This is a genomic window from Pseudomonas sp. MSSRFD41, assembly GCF_014230245.1.
Taxonomy (GTDB): domain Bacteria; phylum Pseudomonadota; class Gammaproteobacteria; order Pseudomonadales; family Pseudomonadaceae; genus Aquipseudomonas; species Aquipseudomonas piscis.
In genome coordinates, this window is sequence record NZ_JACKZK010000005.1 from 1 (window position 1) to 17,356 (window position 17,356).

Sequence of the window (17,356 nt, forward strand, 5' to 3'; positions counted from 1 at the left end):
ATGTTGCTCTTGACCGAGCCCAGGCCGCAGAAATTGTGCTGCTCGGTCCATTCACGGAACACCGTATCCAGGGCTGTCAGCTCGATCGGATCGCCCAGCTTGGTTCCCGTACCGTGCAACTCGACATAGGAGATGCTCCGTGGATCGATGCCGTGGCGGGCGTACACCTCGCGCTCCAGGGCAATCTGGCTGCTGGCGCTGGGCGCAGTGATGCCGTTGGTCTTGCCATCCTGGTTGATGCCCGACGCGACGATCACCCCGTGGATACGATCGCCATCGCGCTCGGCATCGGCCAGGCGCTTGAGTACCAGGGCGCCGACGCCCTCGCCGGGCACGATGCCATCGGCGGCGTTGTCCAGGGTCCGGCATTTGCCCGTGGGCGAGAGCATGCCGGCCTTGCACATGCTCATGTACATCTCGGGCGACAGGTACAGGGTGGCGCCGCCCACCAGGGCCACATCCACTTCGCCGCCGCGCAGCGCCTGGCAGGCCAGGTGCGTGGCCACCAGGGACGACGAGCAAGCGGTGTCCACCAGCAGTGCCGGCCCCTTGAGATTGAGGAAGTAGGCCAGGCGCGCGGCGGCTATCGCCTCGCTCCTGCCGGTGATCTCCGCCGCGCCGCGTTGCTGTTGGGCCAGCCAGCCGTATTCACTGGGGCCCATGATGCCCAGGTACACCCCGCAACGGGCATCGCTCAACTTCTGCGGCGGATACCCCGCGTCCTCGAAGGCCTTGTAGCCCTCCTCCAGGAACAGGCGCTGCTGAGGGTCGATCCATTCCGCCTCCGCCGGCGAGATGTTGAAGAACAACGGATCGAAACAGTCGATGTCATCCAGCCGTCCCAGCCACTTGCTGTAGGTCTTGCCCGGCTTGCCGGCCTCGGGATCGTAGTAGTCATCGACGCTCCAGCGAGCTGGCGGGATCTCCTCGACGCAGTCGCGACCGGCCACCAGGTTGTCCCAGTAGGCATCCAGCGTCGGTGCCTGCGGATAGCGCCCGGACATGCCGATGATGGCGATACCTTCGCTGGCCGTTGCCGTCCCGGCCGCACGAGGTGCAGGCGCGGCCGATGTTGGCGCTGTCTCTGGTGGTGCAGGCGGTTGTGGGCTGGCCGCAGCCCTGGCGATGCTCGGCTGCGGGGCAAGCGAAGCCGGTGGCGCTTGAACCTGGATCGGCGCCTTGGACTGCAAGGCCTGCTCGACCAGGGCAGCCATGCGCCTGACGCTGGAATGCTGATAAACCACCGGTGCGTTCAGCGCCAGGCCATAGCGCCGGTTGAGATCACGGACCCATTCGACACCGATCACCGAATCCAGGCCCAGGTCGACGAACAAATGATCCAGGCCGATCTCGCCAGGATCGAGGAACAGCGCGGCGGCGAGGCTGGTGGTCAGCTCGCGCTCAAGTAGCGCGCGCCGCTCGGCCTGCACATGGGGGGCAACCTCCGGGGTACGGGGCGCCGCGACCGGTTGGGCGGCCATGGGCGAGTCTTGCGCGGCTACTGGCGCGGCCTGCTCCGCCGGCGCCGGGAGCTCGATGGCGGGTCCATCCTCCAGGACACGCAACTGCAACTTGCGCGGCTTGCCGTCATCGTGCCCGGGCTGGGACGAGTCCCCCGCAAAAGCGGTGGTTGGCGACTGTGGGGGTTGACGCTCCATGGTGATGCTCCCTGTTGTGCTTCCATGCAGTACCGAGCAGAGCTGGCGGGCGAACGGATAGGTCGGCAAGTCGATCCGGCGTGGCAACGGCGCTGTGTAGAGTGGCGTCCAGTCCACGACGGCTCCCTGGACCCAGCGTTGCGCCAGGACTTGCAGCCGATCCTGGGCCACGTTGGCCGGGGCATCGGCAGGCGGCGGGTGATCCTGGGAGACTTCGCCCAGCCACAGCTCGCCAGCCTCGACCCCGGGCTGGTCCAGCCCTGCCAGTTTGCTGGCCAGATCCGGCAATGAACGGGCCAGCAGCGCCAGGCGATGGGCCATGGCCTCACGCCCGACCTGCAGGGTGTAGGCGATATCGCGCAACTGCGCCGGGGCAAAGCGGCCATCCGTCACCACCGCGCGCAAGCGTTCGGCGCTGGCCAGCAGGCTGTCGCGGGTCCGCGCCGAAAGCAGGATCAGCACTGGCTCATCAATATTCGCTGCGGCAGGCGGCGGCGGTTCGCAGGCTTCCAGCAGCGCATGGGCGTTGGTGCCGCTGAAACCGAAGCTGCTGACGCCGGCAATCCGCCGGCCGGCGAACCACGGGCGCGGCCGGTCGACCACCTGCACCGGCAGGTTGGCCCAGTCCACCTGCGGATTTGGCGAGCGGAAATGCAACTGCCCGGGAATCTGTCCCTTACGCATGGCGAGGATGACCTTGATCAGCCCCGCCACGCCGGCGGCGGCCTCAAGGTGCCCAAGCTGGGTCTTGACCGAGCCGAGCAACAAGGGTCGCTGCGCTTGTCGGCCAGCCCCCAATGCCTGGGCGGCGGCCTGTACCTCGATCGGATCGCCCAAGCGGGTACCGGTGCCGTGGGCTTCCAGGTACTGCACCTGGTGCGGGGCCAGGCCGGCCTGGGCCAGCGCGGCTTCGATGACCGCGCGCTGGGCCGACTGGTTCGGCACGGTCAGCCCGGCGCTGGCACCATCGTGATTGATCGCACTGCCTCGGATGACAGCCCATATCGGGTCGCCGGCAGCCAAGGCGTCAGCATGACGCTTGAGCACCAAGAGTCCGCAGCCTTCGCCCCGGACATAGCCATCGGCGGCCTCATCGAAGGTGCTGCAACGGCCGCGCGGCGAGAGCATGCCGGCAGCGCGGAAGGCTTCGGACTCTGCCTGGTCGAGCAGCAGGTTCACGCCACCGGCCAGGGCCACCTCGCACTTGTCGCCCAGCAGGCTTTCACAGGCCAGGTGGATCGCCACCAGCGATGAACTGCAAGCGGTGTCCACCGACAGCGCCGGCCCGTGCCAGTCGAAGAAATACGCCAACCGCCCGGCGGCGACCGAGGCCGCGTTGCCAGTGGTGAAGGCCGGCCTGGACTCGTGCCCCTGCCCCGTTTGCCGCAAGAGCACGTCATAGCCATGCCCCATCAGGCCGACGAACACCCCGGTGCTGGAGCCACGCAAGCTGCTTGGCGCGATCGCCGCCTGTTCCAGGGCCTCCCAGGCGGTTTCCAGCAACAGCCGCTGCCGGGGATCGAGCAGTTGCGCCTCCCGGGGGGAAATGCGAAAGAAACGTGGGTCGAACTCCTGCGCCCCCTCGATGAAACCACCGCTCGCCGGCTCGTCCGCAAGGCCGTCACGTTGACCAACCGCATCGATGCCCTGTTGCAACAGGCTCCAGAAACGCTCCGGTGAGGAGGCGCCGCCAGGGAAGCGACAGCCCACGCCGACGATAGCGATGCCCTCGGGGCCGGGAGTACAAGGCGCCGGCTCGGCTGCCGGTGGAGGCGCGTGCCTGGTTTGTTCGTGGACCGGGGCGCCGTGGTTTTGCAGATAGGCGATGATCGCCGCCGGGGTCCCATGCTGGAAAAAGAACGTGGCCGGCAGCGGACTGGCCAGGCGCTCCGCCAGGCGATGGCGCAAATCGAGCATCTGCAACGAAGTCAGGCCCATTTCCATCAATGGCACGTGCTCGCCATAGGCCTCGGCCCGGGCTTGGCCCAACACCCCCAGCAGCAATTGGCCAACCACCTGCGGCCACTGTCCGGACGGGATGGCCGGTAATGGCGCTGCCGTTGTCTTGAGTGGCGGGGGCATGGTCCGCACATCGGGGTATTCCACCAGGACCCCGGCCTCACGGTTGACCGCATCGCCGGGCCGATAGCCCTCCAGTACCTCGCGCACCTGCGCGCCATGGCTTTCGTGAAAACACAGCATGGGTTCGAGCAAACGCCCGGAAACCTCGTCCCTGCGGCGGATGTAGTCCTTGAGCGACAAGGCGTCGGTTCGGCGGGCATCATAGTGATAACAGCGCGTCACCCCGACCACGCTGCGCACTGCGTCGAGGCTGGCCAGGTACACCAGTGTGAAATCGATCAGCTCATCGGCGAGCCCCTCGCCCTGGTGTTCCGGATGCACGCAAATGCCCAGCAGCTGCGCGACGGGACCGGCCGGATCATGCAAGTCCTCGACCTGGAAGCAATCGCTGTGGCGTAGCTGGTCGACCGCCGCCAAGCGCTGGGAATAAATCGCCGCCACTAGCTGACCCTGGTACTCGAGCACCAACTGGCCCTGGGGGTAGAGCGCCAACCGGCGCTGCAACACCGCTTCGGTAGCCCCTAGCCCGCTGGGCCAGCAGGCCAGCTCCAGTTCTCGCAGCCGTGGCAAGTCCCTGGGTAGTGGGTGGCGGATGCGGTAACGCCGTGGCAACAGCCGATTCAGGCTGGCTTGGGTGAACGGCTCGCCACGGGGCAAGCCCTGGGCGACGGCCCGATCCGGAAACAAGCCGGCTTGCGCCGCGGCCATCAGGAACACCGGCGCCTCGAACAGCTGGTGCCCGGCAAAACCGTGGCTGGCGTCCAGATGCACCGCCCCGCTGCGCCGGGCATGCTGCCGGGCGCTGTCAGGGTGCAGGCAATGGGCGGCCAGCAGTATCAGGCCGTGGTGCGTGGTGAGTTCCTGCCAGCGGGCCAGGTGTTCGACCAGGCCCTGCAAGGCTGCCGCCGGCTCGATGCAGGCGCCATTTCGATCCACATGAACACTACTTGGGCGCGCATGGCGCTGGTCCTCGATGCCCCGGGTCGAGACTGGCGGCTGCCAGGCCCGCCGATGCTCCTGGAAGGCATGGATATAGAGGATGTTCTCCGGGTCGCGGATACCGTTGGCGACCAGGCTGGCGAGCAATCCCTGGGGATCGCCGATGTTCCCGGTCAATAACAGGTGCGGCAGGCCTTCCAGGGTTTGTTGCCCCCGGGCCTGCTGGGTGCTGTTGGCCGTTACGCCGATCAGCAGCAGCGGGTAGCGCTCGAGCTGCTGGCCACGCCGACTGTGATTGGCGATAGCCAGGTACAGGCGACGCAGCAACGCCCCATCGGAGCAGCCCACCTCGACGAGATAACCTGGTTGTTGCTCGAGCGGCTGTTGGTCGAATCGGGCGACGACGGCAGCCTCGAACGCAGCGAGATACTCGGCCGGCCAAGAACCTGCATCTTCCTCCCTGGGTTCCTGGATCGAGCTGGCATCGCCGAACAGCAGTGCCTGCAATCGGCCCGGCAGCGGTTGCCAGGCCAGGCTCGCGCGTAACCGCTCAGTGCCCTTCAGCAGTGCACGGCCGGCGTCGTTCAGGCAAAAAACGCTGCCTTGCCAAAATCCCCAGGTACGTTGCTCGAAGTGCCTGCGCAGCGCTTCCAGCACCGCACTGGACAGCCCTGTAGCCGACCCTCTGGTGCTAGCTCCCTGCTCTTGCAGGACTTGCGCGCCGCCCGCCTGTTCCAGCGCTATCAGCAACGGTGCCAGCAGCGCCCCGTCCAGGTAGGTCGCCATCGGCTCGGGAGCATTTTCCCAGCCACCAGCGGAACGCTCGAGCCAGGAGCGCAGCTCGTGGCCGGTGGGCTCGCCCAGCAACTGCGGCAGCGACAAGCGAATCAGCGCACCAGCGTCGGCCGGGATGCGGATGCTCATCCCTGGCATCAACCCGTAGTGATCGTTGGCCAATTGCACCAGGCATCCCAGTTCCAGCAACAAACGCAAGGCCACCCGCAACTGGCCCTCGTTGGCAGCGCAGGCCTGGGCCAGGCTGCGGGCGCTGATGCCTGCGGGCGCGCCTTCCAGGGCGCGCAGTACGCCATGTTGGTCAAGGGCCTCGAGCACCGGCAGCGCTAGCCAACCATCGGCGAGGCGATTGAGCAGATCGGTCACGACATACCTCCAGCGGTATCCGCAGCAGCTAGTGGCCAACGTCTTGGGCATGGGGTTCATGCAGGGACGTGAGGGGATTGGCCCCGGTACAGGCCAGGTCTTGAGGTGTGCTCAGGAACTGGAATGCTCGACGCGCGAACGCATGGCACTCCCCGGATGGATCATTCGCCGGTCCGGTCCACCAGGTGGCGGGCCTCGAAGACGGTCATGCCGAGCATGCGAAAGTACGCACGCCAGAACTCCACCGCTTCCTGCGCTGCACTCACGTCCTGCACGCATTCAATTTCGAAGACATCGCCGCTGGCCAGTTGTGTCCGAGCAGGCCAACGGGCCAGCGCGGGATCGCTGGAGCAACGGATGAAATCCAGGAGTCGGGGTTCGCATGCGCCGGGGTCGTCGACCGCGTAGTCGACGAACAAGCGGCTGTCGGGTTCATGGCAGACGCCAAAGATGTGATACGCACCGTCCCTGGTGGTGTTCATAACTTATCCTCTTTGAAGTGCTATTTTCTTGGTATTCGTGAATATTGACTCGTCTTTAGTTAAAGGGGCGTCTTAATTGGTAAATAACCTAAATAAAGATTTAAGCGCCGCGCGCACATACTGAAACTATAGATATCCATCTCGAAAAACAAATATATACGTTTCAAAAACCTCAAAAACCAAACCACTCGCAGGCGAAAAACCTCACTTAGGATATGACCTAGAAAAAATCAAAAACCGAAATGTCTTATAGACACAACAGGATAGAACAGCTTCATACCTTTTCAACCTAACCATAAAAATTTTCTGCCTACACCTGACGAGCGGGAGAAAAACGCAATCCAAACAACCAATTGGAATTAGCAATCAACCTAAAATTCTTAACAGCTACAACAACCACCTTATACTCAGGAATCAAAAACACCTAAGGCTAGGGCCGGTAAAAATTAGAAAAAATCTATCAGAGAAAATACAAAAATAATTTTTACAAATCAGAGAAAACAATCTTTTGAAAACTCCTCCCGACAGCGAGGTTTACATGAAACATATCCATGGAAGGCTCAATCAAACTTACATTATGCATCACACCAACAATATAAAAATTAAACTTCCACAACAAAAACAAACAAGAGCTACAACCATAAACACATAAAAAACATCACAAGCAAAATTAAAGCAGCAATAAAAATCAAATCAAGCCCAAACCATTAAATAGAAAAAACGCCCGCAAGAAATTAAATTACATTTTAAAAGCCAACTACAACGACTTATTAAACCCTGAACTACAGGCATTAATACCTATACTATTTCTTAGGAATTTTTATGGAAGAGAACGCAGCTTAACCGTAATAAAAAAATTAAAGACTGCAAGTTACCCACGTTCTATTACGCTCAGTTTTGAGTCGACCCAGGCTGTACCTATCTACAAGTAACTAGGTACAGCCCGTATGTTCAAAGCCATACTCCTTATCACCTGCGGCTCACCAGCACTCGGAAACGGTCACGCTGAAGCCTGGACAGTTACGCCTCACTCATCCACTGATAATACCTGCAGGCGTTGAGGTTCACGTCATTTTGCTCGATGACCAAATACGCCTGGAAAATCAGAAATTATGTAAAAACTCAATTACATAAAAAAATAGAATCGAACTATAAATTAATGTTTGAAGACAGAAGTAGCAAATAGCTTATCTTGGTCGTAATATTCTCTCAGTGTCGTCAAACGCAACCAAGCAGAAGCGCTAAAGCAGCGAGATACATTCTCCTTACGGGCCTCCAAGTCAAATTCGTTGACATAGCTGCCCGTCGCAATCTCCCCCAACTGATTATATAGCTCTATCAACCAGTCAGTATTTAGTTCGTCATCCTCTTGGTCGTCCCATTGGGCATAAGTAGAAATGAAATACTTACCTTTCACTGAAAAGGCTGCATCCGGATAGGTGTATTCTCCTCGCCATATAATTAACGGAACTGTAGCTCTTGAATGAGGCAGCTCAAGATTACGGGCCAAGATTTTGAAGGCCTCCTCTCCCCTGTCAGTGAGTATGTTGTCTGTACGATAACGTCGAGAAACTAGCATATCATCGCTTTGCTTATAGAAATTTTCAAAATCTACCGATTGATCTTCCTCTACTACTTTCAACGCTCTGCCAAGACGCGAGACTAGTGAGGCACGAAGATCAAGAGCATCGCCGCGGCTATTGGAAAAAATTATTATACTTAATAATCCCTCGTGACCTCCCTCAGGTTTAGGACCTACCGCCAGCATAATCTGTATATTTTTCTGCGGACTGGCTTTCTCCAAACCGGCGAGCAAAACAGGCACTTGCTCTAAACTCAGCGAATATACACTAGAAGTAATAACCGATGGGCGCTTCCAGCATTTAAGATAGAACCGAGTAACTATAAAGAATGACTCAGGCCCTGCACCTCTGGCAGCCCAAAATAGATCTGGGCTATTGCAGTTATCAACATAACGTATCTGACCATCGGAAGTGATCACCTCTAACGCCTCAACATTAAAGGTACTCATGCCTCCCCATTGACTGCAGTTTATTCCCAATCCTCCGCCCAGCAAGAATCCGCCAAGCATAACATTCCGGGCATGACCTGTTGGAAAAGCCAAATCATATTCGGCAAGAACTTCATTAAGTTGTTGGCTCGTTACACCAGGTTGGGCTGTAACCCGATGATTTTCAAAATCAACTTCTAGCTCGTTCAAATTGGCGAGATCAATCAGTAGCGTATTATTATGTAGGAAGCTACCGGCATAACTATGCCCACCGGTTTTTACTGTGACTTTCAGATTATTCTTACGGGCATAATTTATGGCTTCAACCACCTCAGATTCATTTTTTACACAAACCACCATGGACGGCATACGTCTGAAATCACGACCATTCCATACTCTGGATGCATACCATTGACTATATTGCGGAGTTGATCCTTCAAGGTACTTTCGCTCAACTATTGGAACCTGTTGCCGTAGGTCTTTCAAGTCTCGACTGACTAATGCCTGCATTGGTTTAGCATAAAAACCAAGACGCGTCTTTGTTTTCTCATTAAGTCTACCAAATTCAATATACCGGATACCGTTCTCGAAGGCATAGCGATAAGCAGAGTAAACTAGAATTGTATAAGGACTGAATTCAGTATGGTGATATTCCATCCCTGCCGACCAAAGACATAAAGTATCGTCTAGCTCATAACAAATCATTCCACTGATCAAGTTTCCTTCACGTTCGATGATGAACAGGCGAGCCAAACCATCACAAACTCGAACAAAATCTGCCAATGCATGTGTTGGAAAAAACTGGGGCGTTCCCCTTCTAGCCGTAGTGCTATGGCACAGCTCCGCTAATTTTTCTAGGCGATGGTCAAAGGGAGACATTAGTATCTTGATCTCAGCTCTTTGGTCAGCCTCGAACTTTCGTAACTGGCGACGCAGCTCATTGCGTCCCTTCTGAGGAAAAGACTTAACAACCGAGTTCAAATCAAAATAATCTTCCAAGTTTTTGTAATAGCGATCCACCATATACAACACATTAAGACCATACTCCTTAGCTACCTTGAGCAACGGTTCTTCATCTACATTGAGAATAGCGAAATAGCGCGCTCCGTGCTTAACTGCTAGATCCTCATACGCTGACAAAATCGCGGCATGAACCGTCGTATCCTCCCTGCAGGAAAGCAGCCGGCTGTCGTAACAATGCATAACATGGCTAAACAGGCCCAAATCATCACCATCATTGTTTAAGCCGCAGTTTTTCGATAACACTCCTAAAGGATCAACATCACTAAGTCTCTGTAAATATGCAGGTAAAAATCCAACAAGATCACCGTCAACCCGAGCCAGCAAATAGAAAACCTTTTTAAACCCTATCAACGGAGAGCGTTCAGCTGCACGAATGAATCTTAAATCGTAAAAAAAAGGAGCCGAACAGGCTCCAACAAACGAGCAATACTCATCCACATCCAGCTCTTCAAATGAACTGAGAACTTCCACCTTGATAACCATATTATCCCTTCCTTGGAATCGATTAAGTTTAAGTTCATATTCCGAACACTCAACACCAGTTCAAAATAATCTTCCCTGACTGCCCTGCACTCATCGTATTAAATGCCTGAGAAAAATTTTCTACCGCAAAACGATGGGTAATTATGCCTTTCACTTGCAACCCGCCACTTAGCATACTGAGCATTTTACGCCAAGTCTCAAACATCTCTCGACCATAAATACCTTCAATACGAAGACTTTTACAAACAACAGCCTCCCATTTAATAGTAATACTGGCTGCTGGCAACCCCAAACAAGCAAGACGGCCACCAGTAGCTATTGATTCAATCAGCGAGTCCAATGCTGAACTACTTCCGCTCATTTCGAATCCAATGTCGTACCCCTCCTTAAGTCCATACAAGCGTGCGGCATCTGCCAGACTGTTCTGCCTTATATCTATCGGAATTACATCAACTAACCGACAGGCCAAGTCCAAACGAAATGGCTCGAGGTCGGCGATGAAAATGCGTCCCGCACCGGCATGACGTGCCACGGCTGCCGCCATGATGCCAACAGGACCGGCGCCGGTGATGACTACATCATTACCAGTCACATCAAATGCTAGCGCCGTATGTACAGCATTCCCCAAAGGATCGAGTATGGCGCCAAGTTCGTCATCTATCTCATCAGGCAGCGGAACGACGTTAAAAGCCGGCAACGCCAAGTACTCGGCAAAGGCCCCAGGATGGTTTACACCTACGCTTCGGGTATGCGGGTCCAAATGAAAGCATCCAGCCCTGGACGCCCGACAGTTTAAGTCGACTAGATGCCCCTCACCTGTTACACGTTGGCCCAACCGCAGGTTTTTAACATTCCTTCCCAGCTCAACTATTACACCGGAATATTCATGTCCAACTATTTGTGGAACAGGAATATTCTTCTGCGCCCAACCGTCCCAGTTCCAAATATGCAAATCAGTACCGCAAATGCCCGTTTTGTGAATTTTTATGAGCACCTCGTTTTCCATAATTTCTGGTGTAGGAACATCGCGCATCCACAGGCCAACGGACTCCTCCGCTTTAACAAGAGCCAACATAGAGCTTCTCCTTTACTCTTAAAAATCGACTCAATCAAACTTAATACAATCAATAATTACAGCGTGAGGCACCATTAAGTAATCTTGAAGAAACTCAGGAGCCCGATCAATGTCCTTATATTTTTCAGGCAATGGGTTTGTAAAATTTATATGCGTAAACCCAGCTCCAACAAGCGCTTCTTCAAGTGCTAAAAAAGACCAATACCAAGCTTTTACTGTAGATTTAGTTCCAGAGCAAAATAAATCCAATTGTATCTCACCACCTTCTTGATACACAGCAGATTGCAACATGGAAAAACCATACTTCTCGTAAAAACCAGGTTTTTTTTCATAATCTGGATGAACTGGCAATGCCACCAACTTACCACCTGGCTTTAAAAGCTTTGCCATATTCTTACACATTGCCATCAAAAGATCTTTATTATTAGCATAAGGTAGTACATAAACAGCAAGCACCACATCAAAAGTCCCATTTAGAGAAACATCCAACTCCGAGACATATTCTATGCCACATGGACTTACACGCTCAATATTTTCGGCCTGAACCAGCATTCCCTTTTCAAGATCGAAACCAGTTACACTTTCAGCTCCTAAACTTTTCAATAACCGAGAATATGTTCCCTCACCGCAGCCGTAGTCAAGCACTCTCTTACCCTTTATATCCCCCAACAACTCTAAGACACTTGGTATTTCTATTTCCCGCCTAAATGGCCATTCCGCCATACTGGTATAAATATTTGAAAGCTCTTTGAACTGACTATGATTTGCACTATCCATACTTATCATCCTTAATTAACCACCCCAAACTTCCACACAAAGACTTCACCAAGCAAAACAACAAACCCATGAAGACCAGATATAGATATAAAAGCATTTAAAAATGCCTCTATTAAATATAAAAACCAATCCTCACACTAAATGTTGTATGATTCACCGTACATGTCAAATAACAATTAAAGATATAAATGAATAAATATATAGCAAAAAATAATTAGAAAAATTATAATCTCACAACCTTAAACAAGAACAAGACCCCTAAGAATTAAATATCAACTAATTCACATACGATCCAAGCATCATCCGCCAACAACTAATAGTGTTTCAAATAAAATCAAAGAACCCAAATCAACACCCCCAGGAACCATTAGACAACACCATATCCCTTAGTAGTCTGTCCCAAGCTGAGTGGACACTGACTTAAGGCAGATATTGTCCACCACAAGGAGTGTTCATGATCCAGACCAGACGACGATTTCCTGAATCCTTTAAACACGAGGCGGTAGACCAGCTGCTTGCCGGTACCCCGCTTCGCCACGCTCGGCATCGCTGAAAAGCCTGCAGGGCAAATGGAAGCGCCAGTACGAGCAGCAAGGACGATGCCTTTCCGGGCAACGGCAAGCAGCGTGGTGAGAGCGCGGAGTTGCGTCGTCTACGCCAGCAACTGGCTCAGGTCACCATGGAGCGCGATGTTTTAAAAAAGGCGCTAGCCATCTTCTCGCAGCCCACGAAGTGAAGTTCCGCGCCATCGAGGCGTTGGCTGGTCGCTATCCCGTAGCGGCTTCTATGCCTGGCAGCAGCGGCCACCTTCGGCGAGAGAGATGGCGAATCGGCGTCTAAGCAAGGAGATCCGCACCATTCACCACGAGGTGAATGGGATCTATGGTCATCGCCAAATCAAGGCCGAGTTAGTGGCCATGAGGCATACGTGTGGTCGACACCGGGTTGCTCGACTGATGCGCGAAGCCGGTCTACGCGTTCGCTCGCGCAAGCGCTGGCGGCTGGTTTCCAGCAGTCGTCATGCTCTGCCGATTGCCCCGAACCACCTGGATCGCCAGTTCGCCTCGGATCGTGCCAATCGGCACTGGGGCTCGGACATGACCTACGTGCGGACGGCCCAAGGTTGGCTGTATCTGACAGTCGTACTCGATCTCTATTCACGAGCCGTCGTCGGTTGGGCGATGCACCACCGCATGCAGCAGGCCTTGGTACACGCCGCGCTGGAGATGGCCATTGCACGCCGGCAGCCGAAAGAAGAAGTGCTGCTGCACTCGGATCGAGGCAGCCAATACTGCGCGTACGACTACCAGGCCTTACTTCGGCGACATCGAATCGTGCCCAGCCATTCACGTCCCGGGAACTGCTGGGACAACGCCGCGATGGAGAGCTTCTTCCGTTCGCTGAAGGCTGAGCGGGTGTACCTGACGCGCTATGCCAGCTACCACGAGGCGAAAACCGACCTGTTCGACTACATCCGCTTTTACAATCACCGTCGCCGCCACTCGACGCTGGGCTATCTCAGCCCGATGGAGTTTGAGCGGCGCTATGCGAGCAGTAACTCTTAACTACCTGTCCACCAGCTCCGGGCCAGGCCACTACGGCCAGCCCTGCTTTCAAATACTACATTCGCGCTTTTACTTGCAGGCCACCATCATGCACATCAACCCTGATCACTTTCTACAGACGGAGAATGGGCGCATTATCGACGCTGAGCTCAATAGACTGGCTTGGCAGAGGGCTCATCTTGCCCTATCAGAGGCTCTGCTAGCGACTCCTAAGCCTTCTCGTCTGTATCTATTGATAGGCGCTCAGGGTGCAGGAAAAAGCACTTGGGCCTTTTAATTGAGCCTAGCGCTGTAATCTTTGATGCCATCCTGGTTCAACGCTGTGAGCGTGAATCGCTCATACAGATTGCCAAGAAGCATGAGCTTGATGTGGTTGCAATTTTTTTTACTACTTCGCTGGAAGACTGTTTGGCACGTAATCAATTGCGCCCTGATGATGAGATGGTTCCTGAAAAGGCCATTAGGAACGTCTTGAAAGCACTTCAACCTCCACGCTTGAGCGAGGGTTTCAGCGAAATTTTAGCCGTTGATGCACAGACTAGCGCGGACGCTTATGCCCCTAAAGACTGAGTCGACTTCCAGTTATGCGGAAGCAACTAGCTGCTCGCCCAAGGACGGTCGCGAACATCCTCGATCTATTCAACAGTGCTGCAGGCCGGACATATTATCGTTCCCCCACTTCTGAATCAGAAACATTACCACCAGTCTGTTCCCTAGGTAGTGGCACAATGCCCTAAAACTCTCCCACCCCTAAAAATGGTTTTCTCTTGCTGGCATTCCGCCTGTAGAGGAAAACCCGCGCCATGAATCCTCATGGAGCCCCCAATGCAAATTCTTTCCTGGCTCAGCCGTAAACCGGCTAAGCCACCCTCAGAAGCATCTCCGCAAGGCTTCCACCTACCGGCAAACGCAGCTGCTCTGCTGAACACCCCCCGACGCCAAGAGCTCCTGGAGAACATCTGGCGCCGCGCTTCACTATCTCACCAACAGTTCAACACGCTCTATCGCCAGCCGCTTGAGAGATATGCAGAGCTGGTACAGCTGATGCCGGCCTCAGAAAATCATCACCACGCCCATCTAGGTGGCCTGCTCGATCACGGACTGGAGATCGTGGCTTACGCTTTGAAGATCCGTCAAACCTACCTTCTGCCGATCGGAGCCCCGCCTGAGTCGCAATCAGCCCAAGCTGAAGCTTGGACAACAGCGGCAGCCTATGGGGCGTTGCTACATGACCTCGGCAAAGTAGCAGTCGATATTCGTGTCGAGCTTCAAGGTGGACAGATCTGGCACCCATGGCATGGGCCAATCGCAAAGCCCTATCGATTCAAGTACGTCAAAGGTCGTGAGTACCAGCTCCACGGAGCAGCTACTGCATTGATCTATTCGCAGATCCTGGCCCCCGAGATTCTAGATTGGCTCTGCGGGTTTCCTGAACTGTGGACGCAACTGATCTACCTGGTCGCAGGGCAGTTCGAAAATGCCGGCATTCTCGGTGAAATTGTGATCAAGGCTGATAGTACATCGGTGGCCCAGGAGCTCGGAAGCAATCCAGACCGTGCGATGGCAGCGCCCAAACAATCGCTACAAAGGCAGCTGGTGGAATGTCTCAGGTACCTGGTGCGTGAGAAGTTCAAGCTTAACCACCCCGACGGTCCTGCTGATGGTTGGCTGGCACAGGATGCTCTTTGGTTGGTAAGCAAACCGACTGCGGACCACCTGAGAGCAGCTATGCTCTCGCAGGGCAGCGACCACATTCCATCCTCCAATGCACCTTTCTTCAACATGCTGCAGGACCAGGCCATTATTCAGACGAATGCCAAGGATAAGGCTGTTTGGAAAGTGACCGTCGATACAGGGCGTGGTTGGAAGCACAGCTTTACGGTACTGAAAGTCACACCTTCGCTAATCTGGGCTGATCCAGCTGATCGTCCTGAGGCTTATGCAGGCACAGTCACGGTCGAGATCGACCAACGTGACGGTTCAGAAGCTCAGGAGACAACATACGCCGTTCCAGACGAACCGATTGCAGCAGAACCGACTGTTACTGTCGTGGCAGCTAATTCAATCGTTGCTCCACCAACAAATCAAAAACAATCTCAGACCTTGCAGAGTATCGATTCGGAAAATTTCGATATCGATGAGCTATTGAAACTCTATAGTAATATCACAGTGCCAGCAGAGGTACTAAGTTCTAGCGCTGGCCCGGGGGCTGCATCGCCCCTTCAATCAGGGATGACGCAGCCTGAATACACTTCTGAGGCCAGTTCTGAGCCTCAAGCACTAGAAGATGTAACCACAATGCCTTCCAGTATCAGTCTGGGACAGGGATTCGTCGCGTGGCTAAAGGCCGGAATCACCTCCCGAAAAATCATCATCAATGATGCCAAAGCCCTGGTTCATACCGTTGACGGCACAGCGATGCTCGTTACTCCAGGTATCTTCAAACGCTATATACAAGAGCATCCGCCCCTTGAGCAGATCGCAACCAAGAACGGGACGGTTGCCTGGCAGCAAGTTCAGCGTGCGTTCGAGAAGGAAAAGCTGCATGAGAAAACGAAGAAGAGTTTGAATATCTGGACCTTCAACGTTTCAGGCCCAAGGAAAACCAAACAACTTAAAGGCTATTTACTAAGAGACTCTAGCACTATCTTCACAGAAGTTACCCTGGACAACCCTAGCATCTCTAGAGTTGAAGAAGAGGTTAGCCAATGACTCCGGTTGCGCTACTACAAGAATACCTAATGGATCATGTATTGCGCGAAGCAACTATTAAAATATATCGAGCCTCCATTAAAGCTCTTACTAAAAACTTCGGTGAAGAAATAGACATAACAAAACTTGACCGAAGAAATATACTTTCCTGGAGAAGTATTGCTATCGAAGATGGACTGTCTAGACGCAGCTGGAACACATACTCCAACCATCTTCGTACTATTTGGGCTTATGCGCTTGAGTACGAAATCATACCCAATTCACTAACTAACCCTTTCAAGAAAAGCACGCTCATTGCACCGAAGCGGCCAAGCAAAATCATCTCGGGAGACGGGATACGCCAGGCACGCCATTGGCTGCAAACCCTAGTCGACCAGGAGAAGAGCTCTGGTCAGCGCAGCCCGATTACGCCTGCGTGGTTCTGGCTGGCCACATTCGAGATGTTCTATTACACCGGGATACGCCTGAATGCACTGCTATGCATTAGGGTTCAAGACGTGGACTGGGACAACAGACTCGTTTACGTGAATGCTGATACAGAAAAGACTCACAGAGAGTTTTGCGTACCCATAATGAAAGGTTTGGAACCACACATACAAAAACTTTTAAACGCTGCTTCAACCCAGGGCTTTTCGGGCCAAGATCAGCTCTTCAATGTTAATCGATTTTCGATCCACTACAGATCTAAAACCATGAACATCGATCAAGTTGAGGGCATGTACAAAAAACTGACTAGCGCCTTCGGCATACGCATGACGCCGCACCGGTTCAGGCACACCTTAGCTACCGATTTGATGCGGCAACCAGAACGCAATATTCACCTGACCAAGACACTGCTGAACCATTCGAACATCGCCACGACGATGAGTTACATCGAGGCTGACTACGAACATATGCGAGCAGTGCTCGATGAGCGTAGCTGGCATCAGGGTGCGATAAGGCTTGAGCGACGTGAGGACGTCATAACTCCTCAGGCGCTTGAGCCTAAGCCTGTACCTCTACCCGAACACTTACCGGCCCCAGAGGAGATGCCAGAGGGGCTTGGGCAAGGTATTGCCGCAACAGTGGAGGACTCACCCACTCAGCAACCCGCTACGGCCTCTGAGCTGCTTGCAGCACTGCCCAGGCAGAGACGGCCTGATAAATATCCGCTGGAACAGATATCCAAGCCCAGCACAGGGCTTTCTCATGAGCTGAGTTGGGACGGACCTGGGACGCTCTGGGCGGATTTAGGAATACCTCTCTGCCAGTCGATGGAGGATTCGTTTGAGCCAGCAGCTCTGATGGATCTCTTACCGGATAGAAGCGCCATCGGCAGTTTCCGGTGGAATTGACAGCTAGCTAAACGCCCAGCTTCGTTCAGCTTAGGTTCAGCTTCAGGAATGTCG

Annotated in this window: 8 protein-coding genes and 1 pseudogene; 4 read left to right on the forward strand and 5 right to left on the reverse strand. The window is 54.2% G+C overall.

Annotation, left to right across the window (positions count from 1 at the left end; genetic code table 11):
* The 5 genes from H7A76_RS10330 to H7A76_RS10350 form a co-directional block, all read right to left on the reverse strand.
* The coding region (locus tag H7A76_RS10330; RefSeq protein ID WP_185698391.1) for a GNAT family N-acetyltransferase at positions 1-5,840 on the reverse strand (5,840 nt) is incomplete at its 3' end.
* 161 nt (positions 5,841-6,001) lie between these two features.
* The gene (locus H7A76_RS10335) at positions 6,002-6,322 is read right to left on the reverse strand and encodes a hypothetical protein (protein ID WP_185698392.1); all 321 of its coding nucleotides are present in this window, start codon (positions 6,320-6,322) and stop codon (positions 6,002-6,004) included.
* Between the two features lie 1,156 nt (positions 6,323-7,478).
* Positions 7,479-9,839 (reverse strand): GNAT family N-acetyltransferase, encoded by a 2,361-nt coding sequence (locus H7A76_RS10340; RefSeq protein ID WP_185698393.1) that lies wholly within the window; start codon positions 9,837-9,839, stop codon positions 7,479-7,481.
* Between the two features lie 49 nt (positions 9,840-9,888).
* Entirely contained in the window at positions 9,889-10,914 is a 1,026-nt protein-coding gene (gene tdh / locus H7A76_RS10345; protein ID WP_185698394.1) for an L-threonine 3-dehydrogenase, read from the reverse strand.
* 30 nt (positions 10,915-10,944) lie between these two features.
* Positions 10,945-11,691 carry a class I SAM-dependent methyltransferase gene (locus H7A76_RS10350; protein ID WP_185698395.1) on the reverse strand — a complete coding sequence of 249 codons (747 nt, stop codon included), beginning with the start codon at positions 11,689-11,691 and terminating at the stop codon, positions 10,945-10,947.
* A gap of 779 nt (positions 11,692-12,470) precedes the next feature.
* On the opposite strand from H7A76_RS10350, the pseudogene H7A76_RS10355 reads away from it, so the two are divergent.
* The 4 genes and pseudogenes from H7A76_RS10355 to xerC all read left to right on the forward strand — a co-directional run.
* A pseudogene (locus tag H7A76_RS10355) lies at positions 12,471-13,256 on the forward strand (IS3 family transposase); the annotation flags it as partial.
* Between the two features lie 264 nt (positions 13,257-13,520).
* Positions 13,521-13,826, forward strand: coding sequence for an AAA family ATPase (locus H7A76_RS32295; protein WP_260497943.1), 306 nt, complete (start codon positions 13,521-13,523; stop codon positions 13,824-13,826).
* A gap of 255 nt (positions 13,827-14,081) precedes the next feature.
* Positions 14,082-15,968 carry a MobH family relaxase gene (gene mobH / locus H7A76_RS10365; protein WP_260497944.1) on the forward strand — a complete coding sequence of 629 codons (1,887 nt, stop codon included), beginning with the start codon at positions 14,082-14,084 and terminating at the stop codon, positions 15,966-15,968.
* The gene (xerC, locus tag H7A76_RS10370) at positions 15,965-17,302 is read left to right on the forward strand and encodes a tyrosine recombinase XerC (RefSeq protein ID WP_185698397.1); all 1,338 of its coding nucleotides are present in this window, start codon (positions 15,965-15,967) and stop codon (positions 17,300-17,302) included. The genes mobH and xerC overlap by 4 nt, the downstream gene beginning before the upstream one ends.
* The last annotated feature ends 54 nt before the right edge of the window (positions 17,303-17,356 follow it).

Coding starts and splice junctions, on each gene's coding strand:
- H7A76_RS10335 (WP_185698392.1), bottom strand. CDS start 6,322: ATGAACACCACCAGGGACGGTGCGTATCACATCTTTGGCGTCTGCCAT.
- H7A76_RS10340 (WP_185698393.1), bottom strand. CDS start 9,839: ATGGTTATCAAGGTGGAAGTTCTCAGTTCATTTGAAGAGCTGGATGTG.
- tdh (WP_185698394.1), bottom strand. CDS start 10,914: ATGTTGGCTCTTGTTAAAGCGGAGGAGTCCGTTGGCCTGTGGATGCGC.
- H7A76_RS10350 (WP_185698395.1), bottom strand. CDS start 11,691: ATGGATAGTGCAAATCATAGTCAGTTCAAAGAGCTTTCAAATATTTAT.
- mobH (WP_260497944.1), top strand. CDS start 14,082: ATGCAAATTCTTTCCTGGCTCAGCCGTAAACCGGCTAAGCCACCCTCA.
- xerC (WP_185698397.1), top strand. CDS start 15,965: ATGACTCCGGTTGCGCTACTACAAGAATACCTAATGGATCATGTATTG.